Annotated in this window: 23 protein-coding genes and 1 pseudogene; 17 read left to right on the forward strand and 7 right to left on the reverse strand. The window is 63.2% G+C overall.

Translation table 11 applies throughout. From position 1 onward, the window contains the following. Positions 1 to 1033, forward strand: a 1033-nt coding sequence (locus DH08_RS21600) for a porin (protein ID WP_246800953.1), incomplete at its 5' end; no start/stop codon positions are given. A gap of 238 nt (positions 1034 to 1271) precedes the next feature. Beyond that, positions 1272 to 2351 carry a tyrosine-type recombinase/integrase gene (locus DH08_RS21605; protein ID WP_192181223.1) on the forward strand — a complete coding sequence of 360 codons (1080 nt, stop codon included), beginning with the start codon at positions 1272 to 1274 and terminating at the stop codon, positions 2349 to 2351. A gap of 58 nt (positions 2352 to 2409) precedes the next feature. On the opposite strand, the gene DH08_RS21610 is transcribed toward DH08_RS21605, so the two are convergent. Beyond that, positions 2410 to 3309, reverse strand: a complete 900-nt coding sequence (locus DH08_RS21610; protein WP_192181224.1) for an alpha/beta fold hydrolase — start codon at positions 3307 to 3309, stop codon at positions 2410 to 2412. An 85-nt stretch (positions 3310 to 3394) separates the two neighbouring features. After that, positions 3395 to 5437, reverse strand: a complete 2043-nt coding sequence (locus DH08_RS21615) for a lytic transglycosylase domain-containing protein (protein WP_192181225.1) — start codon at positions 5435 to 5437, stop codon at positions 3395 to 3397. Between the two features lie 245 nt (positions 5438 to 5682). Between DH08_RS21615 and dapA the strand changes: the two genes are divergently transcribed. The 3 genes from dapA to DH08_RS21630 all read left to right on the forward strand — a co-directional run bounded on the left by dapA (position 5683) and on the right by DH08_RS21630 (position 7900). Then, positions 5683 to 6564, forward strand: a complete 882-nt coding sequence (dapA, locus tag DH08_RS21620) for a 4-hydroxy-tetrahydrodipicolinate synthase (protein ID WP_120016638.1) — start codon at positions 5683 to 5685, stop codon at positions 6562 to 6564. Between the two features lie 25 nt (positions 6565 to 6589). Next, entirely contained in the window at positions 6590 to 7069 is a 480-nt protein-coding gene (gene smpB, locus DH08_RS21625) for an SsrA-binding protein SmpB (RefSeq protein WP_192181226.1), read from the forward strand. A gap of 90 nt (positions 7070 to 7159) precedes the next feature. Next, positions 7160 to 7900, forward strand: a complete 741-nt coding sequence (locus DH08_RS21630; RefSeq protein ID WP_192181227.1) for a glycoside hydrolase family 25 protein — start codon at positions 7160 to 7162, stop codon at positions 7898 to 7900. A 38-nt stretch (positions 7901 to 7938) separates the two neighbouring features. On the opposite strand, the gene DH08_RS21635 is transcribed toward DH08_RS21630, so the two are convergent. After that, positions 7939 to 8838: a DMT family transporter gene (locus DH08_RS21635; RefSeq protein ID WP_345892430.1), complete on the reverse strand. Its 900-nt coding sequence runs from the start codon at positions 8836 to 8838 to the stop codon at positions 7939 to 7941. Positions 8839 to 8990: 152 nt separating this feature from the next. On the opposite strand from DH08_RS21635, the gene DH08_RS21640 reads away from it, so the two are divergent. Continuing rightward, a complete protein-coding gene (locus DH08_RS21640; RefSeq protein WP_192181229.1) occupies positions 8991 to 9464 on the forward strand; it encodes an Lrp/AsnC ligand binding domain-containing protein in 474 nt (157 codons plus the stop codon). Positions 9465 to 9535: 71 nt separating this feature from the next. Here DH08_RS21640 and DH08_RS21645 read toward each other — a convergent pair whose 3' ends face one another. After that, positions 9536 to 9898, reverse strand: coding sequence for a winged helix-turn-helix transcriptional regulator (locus DH08_RS21645; protein ID WP_192181230.1), 363 nt, complete (start codon positions 9896 to 9898; stop codon positions 9536 to 9538). A 112-nt stretch (positions 9899 to 10010) separates the two neighbouring features. On the opposite strand from DH08_RS21645, the pseudogene DH08_RS21650 reads away from it, so the two are divergent. Further along, positions 10011 to 11023, forward strand: a pseudogene (locus tag DH08_RS21650) (zinc-binding alcohol dehydrogenase family protein). Positions 11024 to 11032: 9 nt separating this feature from the next. Here the strand turns inward: DH08_RS21650 and DH08_RS21655 are convergent. Together DH08_RS21655 and DH08_RS21660 are read right to left on the reverse strand one after the other, a co-directional pair. Continuing rightward, entirely contained in the window at positions 11033 to 11704 is a 672-nt protein-coding gene (locus DH08_RS21655; RefSeq protein ID WP_192181231.1) for a uracil-DNA glycosylase, read from the reverse strand. Then, positions 11701 to 12282 (reverse strand): LabA-like NYN domain-containing protein, encoded by a 582-nt coding sequence (locus DH08_RS21660; protein ID WP_006202226.1) that lies wholly within the window; start codon positions 12280 to 12282, stop codon positions 11701 to 11703. The genes DH08_RS21655 and DH08_RS21660 overlap by 4 nt, the downstream gene beginning before the upstream one ends. 315 nt (positions 12283 to 12597) lie before the next feature. On the opposite strand from DH08_RS21660, the gene rpoZ reads away from it, so the two are divergent. The 9 genes from rpoZ (at position 12598) to era (ending at position 20130) form a co-directional block, all read left to right on the forward strand. After that, positions 12598 to 12999 (forward strand): DNA-directed RNA polymerase subunit omega, encoded by a 402-nt coding sequence (rpoZ, locus tag DH08_RS21665; RefSeq protein ID WP_006202227.1) that lies wholly within the window; start codon positions 12598 to 12600, stop codon positions 12997 to 12999. Between the two features lie 111 nt (positions 13000 to 13110). Continuing rightward, on the forward strand, positions 13111 to 15339 hold the full coding sequence (locus DH08_RS21670) for a RelA/SpoT family protein (RefSeq protein WP_006202228.1): 2229 nt from the start codon (positions 13111 to 13113) through the stop codon (positions 15337 to 15339). A gap of 24 nt (positions 15340 to 15363) precedes the next feature. After that, entirely contained in the window at positions 15364 to 15942 is a 579-nt protein-coding gene (gene pyrE, locus DH08_RS21675) for an orotate phosphoribosyltransferase (protein WP_006202229.1), read from the forward strand. Positions 15943 to 16008: 66 nt separating this feature from the next. Further along, on the forward strand, positions 16009 to 16392 hold the full coding sequence (locus tag DH08_RS21680) for a VOC family protein (RefSeq protein WP_192181232.1): 384 nt from the start codon (positions 16009 to 16011) through the stop codon (positions 16390 to 16392). A gap of 156 nt (positions 16393 to 16548) precedes the next feature. Next, positions 16549 to 17133, forward strand: coding sequence for a DUF2062 domain-containing protein (locus DH08_RS21685; RefSeq protein WP_192181233.1), 585 nt, complete (start codon positions 16549 to 16551; stop codon positions 17131 to 17133). Further along, complete coding sequence (acpS, locus tag DH08_RS21690) at positions 17130 to 17543, forward strand: holo-ACP synthase (protein WP_192181234.1); 414 nt, start codon at positions 17130 to 17132, stop codon at positions 17541 to 17543. The genes DH08_RS21685 and acpS overlap by 4 nt, the downstream gene beginning before the upstream one ends. A 77-nt stretch (positions 17544 to 17620) precedes the next feature. Beyond that, complete coding sequence (gene lepB / locus DH08_RS21695; protein WP_192181235.1) at positions 17621 to 18370, forward strand: signal peptidase I; 750 nt, start codon at positions 17621 to 17623, stop codon at positions 18368 to 18370. A gap of 2 nt (positions 18371 to 18372) precedes the next feature. Further along, positions 18373 to 19128 carry a ribonuclease III gene (gene rnc, locus DH08_RS21700; protein WP_192181267.1) on the forward strand — a complete coding sequence of 252 codons (756 nt, stop codon included), beginning with the start codon at positions 18373 to 18375 and terminating at the stop codon, positions 19126 to 19128. Positions 19129 to 19197: 69 nt separating this feature from the next. Next, positions 19198 to 20130 carry a GTPase Era gene (gene era, locus DH08_RS21705; RefSeq protein ID WP_192181236.1) on the forward strand — a complete coding sequence of 311 codons (933 nt, stop codon included), beginning with the start codon at positions 19198 to 19200 and terminating at the stop codon, positions 20128 to 20130. A gap of 60 nt (positions 20131 to 20190) precedes the next feature. On the opposite strand, the gene DH08_RS21710 is transcribed toward era, so the two are convergent. After that, entirely contained in the window at positions 20191 to 20991 is an 801-nt protein-coding gene (locus DH08_RS21710; protein ID WP_192181237.1) for a CPBP family intramembrane glutamic endopeptidase, read from the reverse strand. A gap of 247 nt (positions 20992 to 21238) precedes the next feature. Here DH08_RS21710 and recO point away from each other — a divergent pair, with 247 nt between their 5' ends. Continuing rightward, a complete protein-coding gene (recO, locus tag DH08_RS21715) occupies positions 21239 to 22003 on the forward strand; it encodes a DNA repair protein RecO (RefSeq protein WP_192181238.1) in 765 nt (254 codons plus the stop codon). The last annotated feature ends 8 nt before the right edge of the window (positions 22004 to 22011 follow it).

Raw genomic sequence — 22011 nt, forward strand, 5'->3', positions numbered from 1 at the left:
GGGCTACTTCTACATCCCCGGCACCGAAACCTGCCTGCGCATCGGCGGCTATGTCCGTTACGACATCAGCGGTGGCGACGTCGGCTCGTTCAATGGTGCGAAGACCCTCGACGTGGAGGACGGTAGCGAGAATGACACCTGGCGCAAGAGGGCCCGCTTCACGCTGAAGACCTGGACCGGCCAGGAAACCGAACTCGGCACCTTGAAGACCTACACCGAGACCCGCTGGAATTTCAACAATCGCAACGACTATGCCACCGCGTCTGACAATATTGCTGGCAACTCCACCCCCTCGCTGAACTTCGCCTGGATCCAGCTCGGTGGTCTGCGCGTCGGTAAGGACGAATCGGCCTTCAACACGTTCATCGGCTACGCCGGCAACGTCATCCAGGATACGCTGGTTCCCTACGGCGATTTCGACACCAACGTCGTCCAGTACTACTTCGATGCCGGCAACGGCTTCTCCGCCGTTCTCTCGCTCGAAGAAGGCTCGGGCGGCGGTACTCCTGATTTCTACGGCAAGGGTACGATCGACAGCTACGTTCCGCATGTCGTCGGCGGTCTGAAGTATACGCAGGGCTGGGGCGCCATCACCGGCGTCATCGCTTATGACAGCAACTACGAAGAAGTCGCCGGCAAGGTTCGCTTGGACATCACCCCGATGCAGAACCTGTCGCTGTTCATCATTGGCGGCTACGGCACCGACGACAACCTTTCGGATCCGACCTGGGCAATCCCGGCCGGCGGCCGCGGCTTCTACAAGCAGTGGGACGGCAACTGGGCAGTCTGGGGTGGTGGCACCTACACCATCAACGAGAAGACCTCGTTCAACCTCCAGGTTTCGTATGACGAAGGTGAGAACCTCGGTATCGCAGCCAACATCGCCTACGACGTCGTTCCCGGTTTCACGGTCACGGCTGAAGTTGACTACCTCCACGCAGGCAATTTCGGCGAGGCCGATTTCTCCAACTGGACCAATGCTGACGACGACAACAACATCGGCGGCATGCTCCGCTTCCAGCGCTCGTTCTAAGGGCTGGTTCTATACAGGTAAAATCCAGCCCGGGCGCATCAACGCCCGGGCTGTTTTGTTTTCGTGACTGGGTCAACGCAAACGAAAGGATGGGGGTAACGGTAGCTGAATAGGGTCCGTGGGACGATTTCGTGGGGTCCGTTGATGGGCGGATGAAATCACAACTGCGTGATTCAAAACTCTTGAAAGGGCGCTTCCAAGCGGATAGGGCTGATCTATCCATTCGGGGGTGCAGCGAATGATGACGACCGAAGCGATTCAAGAGGAAACACCCTCTGATCATTTTTCGATGTTTTCTTCTCAAAGCGCAAAGATCAAATACAGCTTTAACAAGATAAGAGAAGTTAAGTCGTATAGGGTCGGAGAGCTTTTTTCAGCCTATCGGGATATACTTTGGGATGATGGGCGGCATAAATACAATGTCAGCTCCTTCATCGGCGAAATAGACGAGATCCTCCTTGGGGAACGTTTCAGCGCCTTTGACCAAAGCACCCTGGACAACCTTATCGGTACCTTGCGCCAGCGCGGCAACAGCAACGCAACCATCAACCGGAAGATGGCTGCCCTTAGCAAACTGTTGCGCAAGGCTCACAAGATGGGAGATATCCACAGCCTGCCCGAGTTCCGCCGCCAGAAGGAGCGGGCGGGACGGATTCGTTTCCTCGAAAAGGACGAAGAGGCCAGGCTGTTCGCGGCCATCAGGAGTCGCAGCGAGGACGCTTACCGTCTTTCTGTCTTCCTTGTCGACACCGGCTGCCGTCTCGGCGAGGCGCTCGGTCTGATCTGGAACGACATCCAGGAACACCGCGTCTCGTTCTGGATCACCAAGTCCGGCCGCAGCCGCACCATTCCGATGACTGCTCGTGTCAAGGAGGCGGTCAAGCTTCCGGTCACCGAAGGCCGCCGGCCGAAGGGTCCGTTCACCAAGCTCAGCCAGGCGCAATATCGCGCCATCTGGAACGATGCGAAGGCCGAGGTCGGCCTCGGCGCCGACGAACAGGTGGTGCCGCATATATTGCGCCATACCTGCGCTTCGCGACTCGTACAGGGCGGCATCGATATCAGGCGCGTCCAGATGTGGCTCGGCCACCAGACGTTGTCGATGACCATGCGTTACGCGCATCTTGCCACCAACGACCTGGATGGCTGCGTCGTCGTGCTGGAAACGCCCCGCAGTGAAGGGACGACCGGCGGCACGGAGAACTCGGCGTTCTCGTCTCCGCTGACCACGCCTACATCGGCAGGGCCTGGGCAAAAGAGCGAAGCGGGCACAGCGAAGGCGGCCAAGCCGGCCAGGAAAAGCTCCAAGGCCAAATAGCTCCGCCAAACTTTCCTATACTGCAATAACGACCCAGAGACCGACTTGGTCTTGGGTTTTACTTTGCCTGAACCTGCTGTTCGACCCGATTTAGGAATGCGGCGATGGCGTCCGGCAGGCCGCCGGTCTCCAGGAAAGGCGCGTGGCCCTGGCCATCGACCGTGATCGTCTCCATGCCACGATGGCGTTTTCGCATCTCTTCCAGCGTCGCGGCCGACAGCAGCTTCGAGTTGCCGCCGCGTATGGCGAGCAGTGGCACGGCCGCGAGCGCTTCGAACTGCGGCCATAGATCGGGTAGCGGCTTGGTGAAATCGAGACCGGCCATCGCGTCGATCAGCTTCGGGTCGAAATCCGGCATCAGCCCCGCCTCCGTCTCCCGATAGAGCGCCGACACCATCCGCTCCCAGTCCGCTTCGGTCAGCGCCGGAAAGTCGGCACCATGCGCGCCGCGCTGGGCATCGAGTGCCTCGCCAAAACTCTTCGGCTTTGGGGCACGCTCGAGATAGGAGCGGATACGGGCAAGGCCTTCAGCCTCGATCACCGGGCCGATGTCGTTGAGCACGATGGCCTTGAGCACGGCCGGCCGCATCGCGCAGAGCACATGGATGATCAACCCGCCGCGCGACGTACCGATGAAGGCCGCTTGCTCGATGCCGAGGCCCGCCAGGCCGGCGAGGATGTCACCGGCCTCGACACCGACATTATAGTGACTCACATCGGGGTCGTAGGCGGACTGCCCGCGCCCGCGATAGTCGAAGGCGATGACCTTTCGTGGGTTCTTCTCCTGCCTCGACAGATGCAGCGCCAGTTCATGAAAGTCGCGCGCGTTGCGGGTCAGGCCGGGCAGGCAGACGACCGGCCAATGGCCCGAATTCGCCTCGCCGTAGACGCGGACATGCAGCCTGAGCCCGTCCGGCGCGGTGTAGAAGAAATCGGAAAAACCTTGGTCATCTTGCATATGGACTCGATTCCCCGCCGTTGTCGGATCGCTTCCGACTGCTACAGCCGAGGGCAGGGAGCGGTCAAATGGAGAAGGAAGGGCCTCAACTCCGCCCGTTCACCAGATCTCCCACGATGTCGTACTTTCCCGAAATACGCATCTTGTAGACCTCGTAATTCTCCACCACACGTTGCACGTAACTTCTTGTTTCCGTGTAGGGAATCCGCTCGATCCAGTCGACGACGGCGTCCACGTCCTTGCCGCGCGGGTCGCCATATTTCGTTACCCATTGAGCGGCGCGGTTGGGGCCGGCATTGTAACCGGCGAAGGTCAGCACATAGGACCCGTCGAAGCGGTCGAGCTGTTCGCCGAGGAAGGCCGCGCCCAGCGTCGCATTATAGCCGGCGTCGCTGGTCAGCCGTGTCTGCGAAAACGTCAGTCCCGCCTTCTTCGCCAATTGCCTGGCGGTGCCCGGCATCAATTGCAGCAGCCCGCGCGCGCCGGCGCTGGAGACGGCGCCGACATTGAACTCGCTTTCCTGGCGCGCGATCGCATAGGCCAGCGCCTTGCCCGAGCCGGAGATGTTGGCGGTGTCGGGAATGACACCCAGCGGATGCGACAGTGCCCCGACATCGATGCCCCGCGCGCCGGCGATCTTGCCGATCTTCAGCGCCATGAAATGGTTGCCCTGCTTTTCCGCCAGCACGGCGAGCAGAGCCAGTTCGCCCGGACTGGTCAGCTGCCCGGCGAGGTCGCGGTACAGCGATTCGGCGTAGCGGTCGTAGCCTGCCTCCTGCAGCCGCGTGATGGCGCTGACAGCTTCTCGGGTTGCGAAGTTCTTCCGGTCAGCCGCACTCGGCGAGGGATAGGCGATGTTGAGGCTCCTCAAGCCCTCGCGCTCCCCGGCAAGCTGGCCATAGAAGGTGGTGCCGTAGGCGGCGGCGCGAGAGAAATAGTCCTTGGCGTTGCCGGGGCCGCCGACCTCTGCCGCGCGGCCGAGCCAGTAATAGGCACGCGACAACGACATCGGCCCCTGCGCCAGGTTGGCAATGCGCGCGAAATGCGTGGCGGCGGTGGCGGGATCGTTGAGGCCGCGCAACGCGTACCAGCCGGCATGGAACTCGGCCTCGGCGGCGTTCGCGGCACTTTCGGCGGCATGCGCGGCGACAATTCTGTAGGCGGTCTTCATGTCGCCCTGGTCGACCAGCTCGCGCGCCAGCACCCGGCGCTCCACCCACCAGGCGTCTGGATCGACCAGAGCCTCGCGGTCGCTCGGCGCCTTCATCACGATCGCCGCGGCGTCGGAAAACTTCTGCTGCTTGCGCAGATATTCGGCCTGCGCAAAGAAATAGCCGACCGAACGCTGCTCGGGTGGCACCGCCTTTAGCAGCTTAGCCGCATTCTTGTCGCCCTTGGACACGGCCGCCCAGGCATCGGCCAGTTGCTGGGCGCCGGCGAGGCCGGCGACGCGCAGCGCCGAGCTGACCCTATCGGCATAGAACATGCGCTCCATGCGGAAGCGATGGTCGGCGGCCGGGATCAGCGCGCTGAACTCCTTGATGACCGCAGTCTCGTCCTTGGCCGCGAGCTTTTCCATGCGCCAGAATGGCGACAGCACCGAACGCGCTGCCTTGGCATTGCCCAGCGCGACATAGGAGCGGGCAAGGATGATCACGCCTTCCGGTGTCAGCGGCTGGCTGCCGTCGAATGCCTTCACCACGGTCTGCGGCGAGGGGTTCTCGCGATAGAGCGCGCGCTCGCTGTTCTTGCGCAGCGCGATCGTGCCCGGCCAGTTCGGCAGCATCTTGGCGGCGTCGGCGATGTCGCCGCTCGGCACCTGGTCGCCGCCATAGAGCGCGATCGCCCAAGCCAGTATATGGCGGTCGAGCGAATCGGCCGGCAGTGCCTCGCGCACCTGGCGCGCGCCGCCAATGTCGTTGGCCGCCAGCCTGTCGAGGCCACTCTTCAGCAAGGCGACGTTGGCCGAAGGCGAGGGGCTCGCATCCTGGCCGCTCTGATCCTCGAGGCGCGGCATCGGGATCGCCGACGTCAGTTGCACATCGACGCCACCGCCGATCGCCGCAACCGGGATCAGCGCAAGCGTGGCGCCCAGAAGCGCAAAACGATGGGACCGCCTGGTCGGCATGGTTTTCGTCATTCCTGTTCGTGCACACTACCAGCAGGCACGGAAGCGTTGCAGCCTAGACTTCGGTGGTGAAAAGCCCGTGAACAAAAGCTTATCGAGGTCGTTCGAATTGCCGACACTGGCACCATGGCAATGCTTGCCGCGCAACAATGTCGAGACTATGGTGCGCGGCTTCGCTTTCGGCTAGAAGGCGCGCACGATAAACCGACCGACAAAACTCGATAAGTCCCAAGGAGTTGGACGACATGCTGAGAGGCTCGCTGACCGCGCTCGTGACACCGTTCGAAAAGAGCGGGCGTTTCGACGAGAAAGCCTTTCGCGCGTTCGTCGAATGGCAGCTCGCCGAAGGCACAACCGGGCTGGTTCCCGTCGGCACCACCGGCGAGTCGCCGACGCTGTCGCATGACGAGCATCGCCAGGTCGTCAAGGTCTGCATCGAAGTCGCCAACGGGCGCGTTCCGGTCGTCGCCGGTGCCGGCTCCAACAACACCGAAGAGGCCGTCGGGCTGGTGCAATATGCCGAGAAGGCGGGTGCCGACGCGGCTCTCGTCGTCACGCCCTATTACAACAAGCCGACGCAGCGCGGTCTGTATGCGCATTTCGCCGCCGTCGCCAAGGCGACCAAGCTGCCGATCATCATCTACAACATCCCGCCGCGCTCGGTGATCGACATGAGCCCGGAGACGATGGGCCAGCTGGCACACGACTTCAAGAACATCGTCGGCGTCAAGGATGCCACCGGCAAGGTCGAGCGCGTGTCCGAGCAGCGCGCCACCTGCGGCAAGGATTTCATCCAGCTTTCCGGCGAGGACGCCTCCGCACTCGGCTTCAACGCCCATGGCGGCGTCGGCTGCATCTCGGTGACGTCGAATGTCGCGCCGAGGTTGTGCGCCGAATTCCAGGAAGCCACGCTTTCCGGCGACAGCGCCAGGGCGCTCGACCTGCAGGATCGGTTGCTGCCGCTGCACAAGGCGATCTTTATCGAGCCTGGCCTGTGCGGCGCCAAATACGCGCTGTCGAAGCTGGGCAAGGTCGAAAACGTCGTGCGCTCGCCGCTGGTGACGATCGAGGCATCGACTGCCGAGAAGATCGATCAGGCGATGAAGCATGCCGGCTTGATAAATTAGGGATGGGGCGCCACCTCTCCACATCATGAATCAAGTCAGAAAAGCCGATCCCAACAACAAGACCGTTGCGGAAAACCGCAAGGCGCGGTTTTCCTATGAGGTGCTCGACACGATTGAGGCCGGTCTTGTGCTGACCGGCACCGAGGTCAAGTCGCTGCGCCAGGGCCAGGCCAACATCCAGGACAGCTACGCCTCGGTCGAGGGCGGCGAGATCTGGCTGATCAACTCCTATCTGCCGGAGTATCTGCAGGCCAACCGCTTCAACCACGAGCCGCGCCGGCGCCGCAAGCTGCTGCTCAACAAGCGCGAGATGGCGAAGCTGTCGCAGAGCGTCAACCGCGAAGGCATGACGCTGGTGCCGCTGAAGATCTATTTCAACGACCAGGGCCGCGCCAAGCTCTTGCTCGCCGTCGGCCGCGGCAAGAAGCTGCACGACAAGCGCGAGACCGAAAAGCAGCGAGACTGGTCGCGCGAGAAGGGCCGGCTGCTGAAGGAACGTGGGTGAGAAACATCAAGGCGATAGCCTGAAAAAAGCCAAGCGCTTGGCTTTCAAGTTTCGAACAGCGGAGCCAGAGAAGCGCAATAGGGGATAGTCTTGAAGAACCGGATCATCCTCTGGGGCGCGGCTGGCTTGGTCCTTGCGGGTCTCGTCGCAGCGGGCGGTTTTCTCTACTTCCGCACCTTCTCGCCGGACCGCGACAGATATCCGGTCAGGGGCATCGACGTTTCCCATCATCAGCACCAGATCGATTGGCGGCGCGTTGCCGCCGACGATGTCGCCTTTGCCGTCATCAAGGCGACCGAAGGCGGTGATCATGTCGACGATGCCTTCGCCGCCAATTTGCGCGAGGCCCGCGCCGCCGGGCTCGCGGTCGGCGCCTATCACTTCTTCACCTTCTGTAGGCCGGGCGCCGACCAGGCGAAAAATTTCATCTCGGTGGTGCCGCGCGACGGGCCGCTGCTGCCGCCGGTCGTCGACATCGAATTCGGCGGCAATTGCCCGAAACGGCCGTCGCCCGAACAGTTGAACGCCGAACTCCAAGCTTTCCTCGGTCCGGTGGAGGCAGCCTTCGGTAAGCCGGCGATCATCTATCTGATCGACGAGGCGGCGGATACCTATTCCGGACAGATCGCCAGCCGCCAGCGCTGGGTCCGTTCACTGGCGCTGTGGCCAGGCCATGACGACTGGATATACTGGCAGTTCCACAACAGGGGTCGCGTCGATGGCATCAGCGGCGATGTCGATCTGAACGTCCTGCAGGGCGGGCAGGAGAAGCTGGCCGAATTGTTCGCGACGCCCGAATCGGTCTCTTTGCAAACGCCTCCACTGCCCTGAACGGATCAGACGATATCGTTGCCGGGGAACCCGCGGCCTCACGCAGGCTTGGCCGCAGGTCTGGAAAGAGCCGAAAAGGCCATCCCCGCTGCCATCATCAGGATGGCGGCGAACTGGGTGCCGGTCGGCGTTTCGCCCAGCACCGTCATAGCGATCAGGACCGTTGCGATCGGGACGCATGGCATGAACAGCGACGCCGTCTGCGACCCCAGTTGCCGCACGACATAGGTGTAAAGGAACATGGCGGCGGCGCCCGACAGAAATCCCTGGATGACGATCTGACTGACGATCTCGGCCACTGCCGCGGCGCGAAGACCGCTCGGTGCGAAGAGATAGAGAAGCGGCAGCGGCAGGCATGACAAAAGCACGACCGTCGCGGTCGCCGTGACCGGACCGATGCGCCAGCGCCGCACGAGAACGGCATAGGCGGCAAACATCGCGCCCGATGCGATGAACAGGAGATCGCCGAAGAAGACGTCTTTCGTGTTGTCGCCGATGCGCGCCGGCGCAATGAACAGCATCAGCCCGGCGATGATGGCGGCGACGCCGATGGTTCGCTGGCGCGAGGCTTTGTCCGTGGTGGCCACGTGCGACAAGAGGAATGAAAAGAACACGATCGAGGCCGGGCAGAGCGCCGCGCCATGGGCGGCGGGCGCATAGGTCAGGCCCCAATTGATGATGATCGGGTAGGGCAATCCTGCCAACGCTGCCAGTGTCAGCGCGCGCCGCCAGCCCAACGCCTTGATAGTCGCCAGGCCACTGCGCCAGACGACCGGCAGCATGACCATGCCGGCGCCGGCAAAGCGCAAGATCGCGAGATCCGTCGCCGTCAGATGCTCCCGCAGGCTGAAGCGTGCGGCGACAAACTGCACGGCGTAGATGCCGATCATGGCCAAGCCGGCAAGGAATGCCGGCTTCGTGTTTCGGTCCACTGTCACGCGCATTCTCATTCCGCTCGATCCTGCCAGCGGAGGCTTTTTCCTCCAAACGGCTTTCGTTGGAAGCGCAGCCTATTGTCGAAAACAGTGCGACAAAATATGCTCATTTCGCGATACGGAAGTGAAATTCACACAACAAGGGCATCACGAGCGTGAATCATGAATCCGATCAGCTCGACGCCATCGATCGCAGCCTGCTGCGGCTGCTGCAGGAGGATGGGCGTCGCACCACGCTCGATCTCGCAGGCCGCGTCGGCCTGTCGCCGACCGGCACCAGTCAGCGGGTGAAGCGCCTCTTCCGGGACGGTTTCATCACCGCGGTCAGGGCCGTGCTCAATCCGCAAAAGATCGGCCGCGGCACGCTTGTCTTCATCGAAGTCAGGCTCGACCAGGCGGCACCGCATGTTTTCGACCGTTTCGCCGAAGCGGTGGCCAAGGCCCCGGAAGTGCTGGAATGCCATATGGTCGTCGGCGGCTTCGACTATCTGGTCAAGGCGCGCATTTCGGAAATGGCCGCCTATCAGGATTTCCTCAAGCGCGTGATCCTGCCGCTGCCGGGTGTCAGGGAAACCCACACCTATGCGTCGATATCAGATGTGAAGCCGGACGCACTGCTGCCGGTGTGAGACCGGACGGCTGAAGCCTGGCAACGCTTCAGCCCTTCAGACACGCCGGGAGGGCGTCACGTGCCGGCTCTTCAGGCCGCGGCATGGGATACTTCCGGCACCAGCGTCACATTCGCATCACCCCAGATTTTCAGGGCTGTGATCACCGGCTCCAGGCTCCGGCCGCGCGGCGTCAGGCTATACTCCACCTTCGGCGGTACCTCGGCATAGATCTTGCGGGTAATCAGCCCATCGGCTTCCAGTTCGCGAAGCTGGTTGGTCAGCATGCGCTGCGTGCAGTTCGGAATGCGTCGGCGTATCTCGTTGAAGCGAAGCGTGCCTTCGAAAAGGTGATACAGCACGACGCCTTTCCACTTGCCGTCGATATAGCGCAGCGTTCCTTCCACCGTGCAGCCGGGGCTGCAATCGAATCGCTCATGGCGAATGCGCGGCATGACGGTATCCTTTTCGACACTATGTGCTTTATATGTGCATTCTTGCGCTTTACGAACATAATCCGCATCTCTGCCCCGGACAACGCTCAACAGCAATTGCGGAGAAACCAGAATGCGCGCCGTCGGCTATCAGATACCAGCCCCCATCACCGATGAGGCCTCCCTCGTCGATATCGACCTGCCCAAGCCGGAGCCGAAAGGCCGTCAACTGCTGGTCGAGGTGAAGGCGATCTCGGTCAATCCGGTCGACACCAAGATACGGAAGAGCGCCAAACCCGAAGCCGGAAGCTGGCGCGTGCTTGGTTGGGACGCTGCCGGTCGGTCGTCGCCACGGGTTCGGACGCCAGCCTGTTCAAGCCCGGAGACGACGTTTTCTATTCCGGTGCGCTGGCGCCGCAAGGCACTAATGCCGAGTTCCACCTCGTCGATGAGCGCCTTGTCGGCGGCAAGCCGAGCTCGCTCCACTATGCCGAGGCCGCGGCGCTGCCGCTGACTGCGATCACCGCCTTTGAGGCGTTGTTCGACCGTCTTGACGTGAAGAAGCCTGTCATCGGCGCCGCAAATGCCATCCTGATCATCGGCGGCGCCGGCGGCGTCGGCTCGATTGCAATCCAGCTTGCGCGCCAACTGACCGACCTGACGGTGATCGCCACCGCATCAAGGCCTGAAACACGCGATTGGGTGCTCGGGCTTGGCGCCCATCATATCGTTGATCATTCCAGGCCGCTCGCCGCCCAAGTCGCAACCCTCGGCATCGGCGCACCGGCCTTTGTTTTCTCGACCACCAACACTGACAGACACTTGGCCGAGATCGCCGAATTGATCGCTCCGCAGGGACGTTTCGGGTTGATCGACGACCCCCAGACGCTCGACATCAATCCGTTCAATCGCAAGAGCGTTTCGGTCCATTGGGAATTGATGTTCACCCGCTCGCTGTACGAGACGCAGGACATGGCCGCGCAGGGCGAGCATCTGAACGAACTGGCACGGCTGGTCGACGCCGGAACCATCCGCACCACCTTGGGCGAGACTTTCGGTCCTATCAATGCCGCCAATCTGAAGCGCGCCCATGCGCTGATCGAGACCGGCAAGGCCAAGGGCAAGATCGTGCTGGAGGGATTTTGAGGGGCGGCGCTATTTCCGCAGAAACGCCGCGATCTCCCTGAACACATTGACGAACATCGCTTCCGTCAAAACGCCGGTATTGGTGTTGTAGCGCGAGCAGTGATAGCTGGAGAGCAGCGTGACGGCGCCGACCTGCTGCTGTCCGCCATGCCGGAACGGATAGGCGACGACGCGCCCGCCCAGCGCCCGCACCGTCGACTGGTGCGCGATCGAGCCCAGCGCCAGCACGGCGCGCAGGTTCGAAAAGCGCGCGATGGTCGGCACCAGGAATGTCCGGCAGGTGGCGATCTCGGCGCCCACCGGCTTGTTTTCCGGCGGCACGCAGCGCACCGCATTGGTGATCGCGGTGCCGACGAGTTGCAGCCCGTCATCCGGCCGCGCCTTGAACTCGCCGCGTGCAAAACCGTGCGCGATCAGCGTCGAGTAGAGCAGGTCGCCGGCATAGTCGCCGGTGAAGGGGCGCCCCGTCCGGTTCGCGCCGCGCAGGCCCGGCGCCAGTCCGACGATCAAAAGCCTGACGGCATCCTCGCCTTCGGGCGGCAGGAAGGTCGGCACCGGCGCGTTGAACCAGGACGGCTCGCGTTGCCGCCAGTCGGCGATGAAATCATGCAGCCGCGGGCAGAGCGGGCAGTCGCGGCCCGGTTCGGGGGAGGAAGCGGCGACCAAGGCCGCCGCCGTCAAAAATCGTCCTCGTCGACTTCGGCCGGCTCGGGCCGGCGCACCGGCCGCTCGGACGGATCGCGGCCGACTTCGTTCTTCAGTGTCATCAGGTCCATGAAATGATCGGCCTGGCGGCGCAGATCGTCGGAGATCATCGGCGGCTGCGAGGCCATGGTGGAGACGATCGAGACCTTGCGGCCGCGGCGCTGCAGCGCCTCGACCAGGGTGCGGAAGTCGCCATCGCCGGAGAAGATGACGTAGTGGTCGACGACATCGGCGAGTTCCAGCGCATCGACGGTCAGTTCGATGTCCATATTGCCCTTGATCTTGCGGCGGCCGGTCGAGTCGGTGAATTCCTTGGCCGGCTTGGTCACCACCTTGAAGCCGTTATAGTCGAGCCAGTCGATCAGCGGCCGGATCGAGGAATATTCCTGATCCTCGACCAGCGCCGTGTAATAGTAGGCGCGCAGCAGATAGCCGCGCTTCTGGAAGCTCGACAAAAGCTTGCGATAGTCGATGTCGAAACCCAGCGCCCGCGAGGTGGCGTAGAGATTGGCGCCGTCGATAAAAAGGGCGATTTTCTCACGAGGGTCGAACATGGAAAAATTTCCTTTTCGAAAATGGGCGGTCGTCTAAATGCATGCGTGACTATCGGCCGGTCTCTAAAAATAGACCTTGTGGCCTTCCTTATCCGAGATAGCGCCAGTTTTACGGCAAACCAAGCGGCGTTGCCGCATTGCAAGCAATTGTGATCGGTGCGCAATCGTCGCAGCCAGGCGCGTCGCCAGATCTGGTGCCGATCCGCCCTCCGCCCGGGTCAGGCGCCCGTATTGCCAAGAAGCTTGTATTTCGGCGGCGTTCGGGTTATGGACCGCGCCTGTTTTCCATCAAATCCAGGCTGAAAGGGGCAATTCATGGCCCGCGTAACCGTTGAAGATTGCATCGACAAGGTCGACAACCGCTTCGAGCTCGTGCTCCTGGCCGGCCACCGCGCCCGCCAGATCAGCCAGGGCGCGCAGATCACCGTGCCGCGCGACAACGACAAGAACCCGGTCATTGCGCTGCGCGAAATCGCCGACGAGACGCTGTCGCCCGACGACCTCAAGGAAGACCTGATCCACTCGCTGCAGAAGCATGTCGAGGTCGACGAGCCGGAAGCCGACGGCGAGGTGATCGCCGACCAGACTGGCACCGCCGTTGCGGCGACCGATGCCGACGACGCCGAGGACAACATCGCTTTCGACCGCATGACCGAGGAAGACCTGCTTGCCGGCATCGAAGGCCTGGTCCCGCCGGAAAAAAGCGACGACTATTGATCTTCGCCGACGCTGCCGACACTTTCGCGTCGGCAGTTTCGTGGCTATCTATGACATGCGCCGGATGCATATTCGGCGCATGATTCATTTCAGCACCGCGAGATCCCGCCCATGATGCGTCAGTATGAGCTTGTCGAGCGCGTCCAGCGCTACAAGCCTGACGTCAACGAGGCGTTGCTCAACAAGGCCTACGTCTATGCCATGCAGAAGCATGGCCATCAGAAGCGCGCCTCCGGCGATCCCTATTTCTCGCATCCGCTCGAAGTCGCCGCCATCCTCACCGAAATGCACATGGACGAGGCGACGATCGCCGTTGCCTTGCTGCACGATACGATCGAGGACACGACCGCGACCCGGGCCGAGATCGACGAACTGTTCGGCCCGGAAATGGGCAAGCTGGTCGAGGGCCTGACCAAGCTCAAGAAGCTCGACCTCGTCTCCAAGAAGGCCGAGCAGGCGGAGAATTTGCGCAAGCTGCTGCTGGCGATCTCGGAAGACGTGCGCGTGCTTCTGGTCAAGCTCGCCGACCGCCTGCACAACATGCGCACCCTCGACCATGTGCCGGAAGCCAAGCGCCTGCGCATCGCCGAGGAGACAATGGACATCTATGCGCCGCTGGCCGGGCGCATGGGCATGCAAGGCATGCGCGAGGAGCTGGAAGAGATCGCCTTCCGCTACATCAATCCGGAAGCCTACCGCGCCGTCACCGCCAGGCTCGCCGAGATCTTCGAGCGCAACAAGGGCGTGCTGTCCGAGATCGAGAAGTCGCTGTCCACCCTGTTCGAAAAGCATGCGATCAAGGCCGGAGTGAAAAGCCGCCAGAAGAAGCCATGGTCGGTGTTCCGCAAGATGGAGGCCAAGGCGCTGTCCTTCGAGCAGCTGTCCGACATTTTCGGCTTCCGCGTCGTCGTCGATACGGTCGAGGACTGCTACCGCGCGCTCGGCGCCATCCACACCGCCTGGTCGATGGTGCCCGGCCGCTTCAAGGACTACATCTCGACGCCGAAGCAGAACGACTACCGCTCGATCCACACCACCATCGTAGGGCCCTCGCGCCAGCGCGTCGAATTGCAGATCCGCACCCGCGAGATGAACAAGATCGCCGAATATGGCGTTGCCGCGCATTCGATCTACAAGGACACCGGCGGCAAGACGAACGGTGCCGCCCACGCGATCTCGAAGGAGACCAACGCCTATGCCTGGCTGCGGCGCACCATCGAGCAGCTGGCCGAAGGCGACAATCCCGAGGATTTCCTCGAGAACACCAAGCTGGAGCTGTTCCAGGACCAGGTGTTCTGCTTCACGCCCAAGGGCATGCTGATCGCGCTGCCGCGCGGCGCGACGCCCATCGACTTCGCCTATGCCGTGCACACCGATGTCGGCGACACCTGCGTCGGCGCCAAGGTCAACGGCCGCATCATGCCGCTGATGACCGAATTGAAGAACGGCGACGAGGTCGAGATCATCCGCTCCAAGGCGCAGGTGCCGCCGGCGGCCTGGGAATCGGTCGTCGTCACCGGCAAGGCGCGATCCGCCATCCGCCGTGCCACCAAGAACGCCATCCGCAAGCAATATTCGGGTCTCGGCGCCCGCATTCTCGAGCGTGCCTTCGAGCGCGCCGGCAAGAGCTTTACCAAGGAAGGCCTGAAGCCGGTGCTGCACCGGCTGGCGCGCAAGGACATCGAGGACGTGCTGGCCTCGGTCGGCCGCGGCGAGCTCGCCTCGACCGATGTCATGAAGGCGGTGTTCCCCGACTACAAGGACGAACGCGTCACCGTTGCCGCGCCCAAGCAGCGCGAGGAAGGCTGGTCGAAGATCCGCAATGCCGCCGGCATGCTGTTCCAGATCCCGGGCCGCGCGGCACGCAAGGACAAGGACCAGCCGCGGGACGGCGCCGTACCAATCCGCGGCGTGCGCGGCGACCTGCCGGTGCGCTTCGCGCCGGAAGGCGCGGTGCCCGGCGACCGCATCGTCGGCATTGTGCAGCCGGGAACCGGCATCACCATCTACCCGATCCAGTCGCCGGCTCTGCAGGCCTTCGACGACCAGCCCGAGCGCTGGATCGACGTGCGCTGGGACATTGACGAGCGCACCAAGGAGCGGTTCCCGGCGCGCGTCTCGGTCACCGCCATCAACGCGCCGGGCTCGCTCGCCGACATCGCCCAGGTCGTTGCCTCCAACGACGCCAACATCCATACATTGTCGATGGTGCGCACCGCGCCCGACTTCACCGAAATGCTGATCGATCTCGAAGTCTGGGATCTGAAGCACCTCAACCGGCTGCTGTCGCAGCTCAAGGACAATTCGAGCGTCAGCGATGCGCGGCGCGTCAATGGCTGACAATCTTTTTAGGGACAAGGCAGGATGAACACCGACGAAGTGCTGGGCATTTTCCGCGAGGCCGGCGCCGTTCTCGAAGGCCATTTCATCCTGACGTCGGGCCTGCGCAGCCCGGTCTTCCTGCAGAAGGCCCGCGTCTTCATGCATGCCGACAAGACCGAGCGCCTGTGCAGTGCGCTGGCCGAAAAGATCCGCAAGGGCGTGCCCGGCCGGATCGATTATGTCGTCGGCCCGGCGATCGGCGGACTGATCCCGGCCTATGAGACCTCGCGCCATCTCGGCGCGCCGGCGATCTGGGTCGAGCGGGAAGGGGGCGAGTTCAGGCTGCGCCGCTTCGAGATCGCCAGGGGATCGCGCGTCGTCATCGTCGAGGACATCGTCACCACCGGCCTGTCGATCCGCGAGACCATCGACTGCCTGCGCGAACTTGGCGCCGAGGTGGTGGCGGCCGCCTGCATCATCGACCGTTCGGCCGGCAAGACCGATGTCGGCGTCCCGCTGATCGCGCTGGCCGAGTATGAGGTTCCTGCCTATCCGGCCGACCGGCTGCCGCCCGAACTCGCCGCCATACCGGCCGTCAAGCCCGGCAGCCGCAACATCTGATGTCGTCCATGTACGAAAACAATCACTTGAGCGGGTCGCCTGAATACGCGCGCTGTCCGCGACGCCGTGATGATCGCCGGCATCGACCATTTCGTGCTGACGGTCCGCTCGGTGGATGACACATGTGACTTCTACCAACGTGTGCTTGGCATGAAGCGCCACGACGAGCCGAACCGGCCGACGGCGTTGCTCTTCGGATCGCAGAAGATCAACCTGCATCAGGTGGACCACACCTTCGAGCCGAAGGCCAAGGCGCCGACAGCTGGCGCCGGCGATTTCTGCCTCGTTGTCGCCCGGCCGCTCGCCGAGATATGCACCAGCCTGGCAGTCAACGGCGTCGCCGTCGAAGTCGGCCCGGTCGAGCGTACCGGCGCCCAAGGCCCGATGATGTCCGTCTACTTTCGCGATCCGGACGGCAACCTCGTCGAGGTCAGCGAGTATTTGAAGTAGCCGCTTCGGCTCACCCCCTCAGTTGTTCTTCGGCCGGCGCGTCGCTATATCAAAGTCGTTGTTGCCTTTAGGGCCTCAAAGCGCAAGATATGATGGTGGCGCCCCGGCCGGGATGGCCGTAGTTGCCGGCGTTGATAAATCAGGAACTGGAACAGAGTGCTTTTTCGACGCCGCGAGCCTGATGGCCTTTTGGAGCGGGTGCGTACCTATCTGTGGCCGCGCCGCTCGTTCTCTCGTTCGCTGCAGTATTTCTCCAAGCGTATCCTCCGGCTGAAGGCCACGCCGCACGCGGTCGCCGCCGGTGTCTCGGCCGGTGTCTTCGCCTCGTTCTTCCCGCTCGGCTTTCACTTCGTCATCGCCGCCGTGCTTTGCTGGGTGATCGCCGGCAATCTGGTGGCTGCCGCGCTCGGCGCGGTGTTCTTCGGCAATCCGCTGACCTTCCCACTGCTGTGGGGCGCATCCTGGGAGACCGGCAAGCTGATCCTGCACGAACACCTGCCAAAGCATGGGCCACCTGAGCATCTTGGCGAAATGATGCACACGCTTTCGTTTGCGAGGTTGTGGCACCCGGTGCTGGAGCCGATGCTGATCGGCGCCGTACCGCTCGGCCTGGTCTTCGGGTTTGTGTTCTACGGCATCACCCGCTGGGGCATGACTGTCTTTCGCGAGCAACGGAAGAGGCGCATGGACGAGCGGGCGCAGAAGGCCAGGCACGGCGGACGGGAAGTTCCCGCGGCATGATCATCGGCATCGGCAGCGACCTGATCGATATCAGACGCATCGAGAAGTCGCTGGAGCGCCATGGCCAGCGCTTCATCCAGCGCATCTACACCGAGGTCGAGCAGGCGCGTTCCGAAGCTCGTCACGGGCGCGCCGCCTCCTATGCCAAGCGCTTCGCCGCCAAGGAGGCCTGCGCCAAGGCGCTGGGCACCGGTCTGGCGCAAGGCGTGTTCTGGCGTGACATGGGCGTCGTCAACCTTGCCAGTGGCAAGCCGACCATGGCACTGACCGGGGGGGCTGCCGCCAGGCTGGACAAGATCCTGCCGGAAGGACACCGCGTGGCAATCCACCTCACCATCACCGATGATTTTCCGCTTGCTCAAGCCTTTGTGATCATTGAGGCGTTGCCCGTCGAACAAGCGCCACATTGATTGCATCTGACCACCGGCATGACGTTGCCCAGCGCGCGCCGAGACTCTATACCATCCAACGCACAATCGAGGACGACATGAGCGTGGCTGAAAAATCCGAGAAGAAATCCGGCGGGCTTGGCGAAACCGTCAGCGTCATCATTCAGGCGTTGGTGCTTGCGCTGGTCATCCGCACGCTCCTGTTTCAGCCGTTTTCGATCCCGTCCGGGTCGATGCGGCCGACCCTGCTCGAAGGCGACTATCTGTTCGTCACCAAATGGTCCTACGGCTATTCGCACTATTCGCTGCCGTTCGGCCCCGACATCTTCTCGGGCCGCATCTGGGGCGCCGCGCCCAAGCGCGGCGACGTCGCGGTGTTCAAGTTCCCGCCGGACCCGTCCATCGACTACATCAAGCGCGTCGTCGGCCTGCCGGGCGACAAGATCCAGGTCAAGGACGGTCAGCTCTTCATCAATGGCGTCGGCGTGCCGCGCGTGAAGACGGGACAGATCGACAACCCCGACATCACCGAGGCCCAGGGCCCGGTCGATGTCTATCGCGAGACGCTGCCCAACGGCGTCTCCTATGACACGCTCGACCTGACGCCCAATTCGATCGGCGATAACACGCGCGAATTCGACGTGCCGCCCGGCCATTATTTCATGATGGGCGACAATCGCGACAATTCCTCCGACAGCCGCTTCACCGTCGGCTTTGTGCCGGAGGAGAATCTGGTCGGCCGCGCCAACATCATCTTCTTCTCGATCGCCGACGGCGCCAGCCCGCTCGAGATCTGGAAATGGCCGTCGCTGATGCGCGTGTCGCGCCTGTTCAACTTCGTCGACTAGGCATGGTGGCGACAAAGCGGTTGACCGCCGATGCGCTCGCCGAAGCGTTGATGCAGCGCACCGGCCACGCCTTTGCCGACCGCCAGCGTCTGCAGCGCGCGCTGACCCATGCCAGCGCCCGCTCCACCCATGCCGGCGTCGACTATGAGCGCTTCGAGTTCCTCGGCGACCGCGTTCTCGGCCTTGTCGTCGCCGACATGCTGCTCGCGGCATTTCCGGACGCCGCCGAGGGCGAATTGTCGCTTCGGCTGAACGCACTGGTCAATGCCGAGGCGCTGTCCGAGATCGCCGAGGAGATCGGGCTGCCGGAGCTGATCCGCGCCGGTTCCGACGTGCGCGGTCTCGACGGGCGCAAGCGCGTCAATTTGCGCGCCGATGCGCTGGAATCGCTGATCGCCGTGCTCTATCTCGACGGCGGCCTGGAGGCGGCTCGCGCCTTCATCCATAAATTCTGGCAGCCACGCTCGCTGGCAATCGGCGCCGCTCGTCGCGATGCCAAGACCGAATTGCAGGAATGGGCGCATCAGGCGGCGGCGGGCGCCATGCCGGCCTACCGCATCGATGGTCGCGAGGGACCGGACCACGATCCCTTGTTCACCGTCAGCGTCAAGGTCGGCCAGTTTGCGCCGGCCATCGGCAGCGGCCGCTCCAAGCGCGAGGCCGAGCAGGCGGCCGCCGCCGCACTGCTTATGCGCGAAGGCGTCTGGGTCGCATCGGCCCAAAAATCGGAATCGATTTTTGGAGAGCACGATGCGTAGATTCAAAGTCTTAGAGCGTCCTTTGCGCGTCCAAGAGGACGCGCGGCGCTCTAACGAAGGGAGTGCGGCATGACCGCCACCGAAGACCTCGCTCCGGCAACAGAAGGTCCCGCCACGCGCTCCGGCTTCGTCGCGCTGATCGGCGCGCCCAATGCCGGCAAGTCGACGCTGGTCAACCAGCTGGTCGGCGCCAAGGTGTCGATCGTCACCCACAAGGTGCAGACCACCCGCGCCATCGTGCGCGGCATCGCCACGCATGAGAACGCGCAGATCGTCTTCATCGACACGCCGGGCATCTTCAAGCCGAAGCGGCGGCTGGACACGGCCATGGTGACCACCGCCTGGGGCGGCGCCAAGGATGCCGATGTGGTGCTCTTGCTGATCGATGCCGAGCGCGGCATCAGGGGCGATGCCGACGCCATCCTGGAGCGGCTGAAGGATGTGCGCCAGCCGATGGTGCTGATCCTCAACAAGGTCGACCGCGTCAAGCACGAGGCGCTGCTGGCGCTCGCCGCGGCCGCCAACGAACGCGTGCCGTTCAAGCGCACCTTCATGGTCTCGGCGCTGACCGGCTCCGGCTGCAAGGACCTGCTCGACTATCTCGCCGAGACGCTTCCCGCCGGTCCCTGGTACTATCCGGAGGACCAGATCTCCGACCTGCCGATGCGCCAGCTGGCGGCCGAGATCACCCGCGAAAAGCTGTATCTGCGGCTGCATCAGGAACTGCCTTACTCCTCCCATATCGAGACCGAGAAATGGGAAGAGAAGAAGGACGGCTCGGTGCGTATCGACCAGACGATCTATGTCGAGCGCGACAGCCAGAAGAAGATCGTGCTCGGCCACAAGGGCGAGACCATCCGCGCCATTGGCCAGGCGGCGCGCATGGAGATTGCAGGCATCCTCGAACAGAAGGTGCACCTGTTCCTGTTCGTCAAGGTGCGCGAGAACTGGGGCGACGACCCCGAGCGCTACCGCGAGATGGGGCTCGACTTTCCACATTGACGGTAAAAAAAGATGCGGCGCCCCGGATAAGGGCGCCGCGCTCATTCTTGCAGATTTTGTTCAGGCCGCAGCGACGGCACGCTGCGTCTTTGGCCGGCGCACAAAACTCTCAGTGCCGTACCAGGCGACGATTGCTGCTGCGATCACCGCCCAGATTGCAACACCGATCCATTGCTGCTGCACATAGTCGCCGTCGGTAAACACCTTGCCCAGGAAGCGCACGCTGTTTTGGTGCGTGACGTGCATGATGAAGGCGAGAAGCACACTACCGGTGTTCTGATAGAGCCAGGTGAACACCACGCTTGCCAGCACGACGTTGATCGTGCCGTAGAGGCTGAGGTCACCGACCAGGCCGAGCGGGACGTGCCAGATGGCCCAGATCACGCCGAGGATCAGGCTGCCGGTCAGCGCCGAATGGCTGGCGAGCAGGCGAGGCGTCGCAAAGCCGCGCCATCCCGGCTCTTCGCCGAGCGGGCCGCTGAAGACGGCATAGAGCACGATGATCGGCAGCATCTCGGCCATGGCGGGAATATTGCCCCAGGCCGGTGCCGCAGCGCCGAACAGCGGGTTGATCAGGATCGAGGCCAGCTGCGCTCCAGACGGCAGGCCGAACGCCACCAGATACCAGAAGGGCTGCACCCGCCATTTCACCATCGAGGCGAGGATGGCCTTGACCGACCCCCAGCCTCCTGAAATCGCGGCGACGATGAACCCGGAAACGATCGGGCCGAAGGTGAACCAGGGTATGCTGTCGCCGTTCGACCGCCAGAACGGGATGAACGCCAGCCACGTCAGGCCGAGCGTCAGCGAAAAGAAGGATATCAACTGGTGCCTTCGCACCAGGTCCAGGAAGGAAGTCATGTCGGGTCCTCTCGACGGGCAGAGGAATCATGAGAGGTCGCCGGGCTGCCCGATCGGTCGACATGCATCTGGAACGAGCCGGTCGAATTTGTTCGGCGGTCGGTCAACCTGTCCTTACTGCCGCCCGCGCGGTCAAAAATCCCGAGCGCTTTCTGATGGATTTCCGATATTTGCCATTGGCAGCATTCCCCGGGCCCGGCCCGGTCCAATCTTGATTTCGCTCTCCAATCGGTGAAATGCTCAGGCCATGGAATGGCGCGACGAGGGAATCATTCTCGGCACCCGCAAGCATGGCGAAACCAGCGCCATCCTCGAGGTGATGACGCGCGCCCATGGACGCCATCTCGGACTGGTGCGCGGCGGCCGCTCGCGCAAGCAGCAGCCGGTGCTGCAGCCCGGCAATCGCGTCGATCTTCTGTGGCGGGCGCGGCTCGACGAGCATCTCGGCACCTTCCAGGCCGAGGCGATCGAGATGAACGCCGCCCGGCTGATGGACAGCGCGGTGGCCGTCTACGGCCTGCAGACCATGGCCGCGCATCTTCGCCTGTTGCCCGAACGCGACGCCCATGGCGGCCTCTACGAGACGCTGGCCGTGATGATCGCCCATCTCGACGATGCCGACGCCGCCGGTGAGTTGGTGGCACGTTTCGAGCTGCTCATCCTCGACGAGCTCGGCTTCGGCCTCGATCTCAGCCAATGCGCGGCGACCGGAACAAGGCAGGATCTCGCCTATGTGTCGCCGAAATCCGGCCGCGCCGTCTCGCGCGCTGCTGGTGCTGCCTGGCACGACAAGATGCTGGCGCTGCCGGCCTTCCTGCAGCGCGGCTCCGGCTTGCGCGCAGATCCGGCAGCGCTGGAGGACGCCTTCCGGCTGACCGGCTTCTTCTTCACGCGCCATGTCTACGAGCCGCGTGGCCTCGAGCCCCCGGACGCCCGCGCCGGCTTCCTTGCCGCTCTGCGCAGGCACAATGCGCCGGGCAAGGTGGCCGCTGCAGAAACCACCGGACAGTAGCGAGGCAC

Origin of the sequence: Mesorhizobium amorphae, from assembly GCF_014843845.1 — a bacterium.
GTDB lineage: Bacteria > Pseudomonadota > Alphaproteobacteria > Rhizobiales > Rhizobiaceae > Mesorhizobium > Mesorhizobium amorphae_A.